Here is a 748-nt window from a genome sequence, read left to right as displayed (position 1 = left end):
TTAACGACCTGGACAAGATCGCCGCCGCTCAAGGCCCCGTGCGACCTATGCCCTACTCTACAGTTGATTTTCAATCGCAGAGTACGACGCGTTTAGGTGAAACTAAAATAATCAGCGATGTTCTGAACGAGGGAACTTGGCAAGATATGAAATCAGGCTTAAGGCCTGTCGCCTTCATTCCGACGGGCGCAAAAAATGTTGAAATTCATCTGAAGGATCGGGGTGCCGATGATGATATCCAGCTGTTTAGCCAAAATGGCAAGCACCTAATCGGCACGCCAGTTGAAGGAACGGATGCCGATCCCTCGTCTTGGGAAGGCACCGAAGCAGATTATACCTGGAAAAATAATGACGATGGCATCCCCGTCACCTCGGCAGAAGATGTGGAAACAAATATATTTACCTTAGCTAATGGTTTTCCTGAAGGGACAACATACAGTAGTGACAAACTCATTAATCCCAATAGCTACTCTGAGGACCTTACCGCTGGTACAGAGTTGAAATATGAGGATATGACATTTACCTATACTGGCGACGGTGACAGGTTCGATACCAACCCTAATGATGGCAAGACTTTTTCTACTGATAGCATGATTGAGAAGTTGAATATTGATAAAATAGATGAGCCTCTTTTCTTGCTGGTATCGGGCAACGGTAAATTTGATATCAAGGCCACCTGGGATGATATGCCCGGCGCCTCAAGCACTGGCGGCGTTGATCCTGACAACACCCCCATAGGCCGCGTGCA

Annotated in this window: 1 protein-coding gene; it reads left to right on the top strand. The window is 47.2% G+C overall.

The features are described 5' to 3' along the window. A partial coding sequence (locus QC823_RS16160) for a hypothetical protein (protein ID WP_309657362.1) occupies positions 1 to 748 on the top strand: 748 nt, incomplete at both ends.

This window comes from Vreelandella vilamensis (genome assembly GCF_031451755.1).
GTDB classification, from domain to species: Bacteria; Pseudomonadota; Gammaproteobacteria; order Pseudomonadales; family Halomonadaceae; genus Vreelandella; species Vreelandella vilamensis.
Note: the sequence above shows the minus strand (reverse complement) of the source record. Positions and strands in the feature narration are given on the sequence as shown.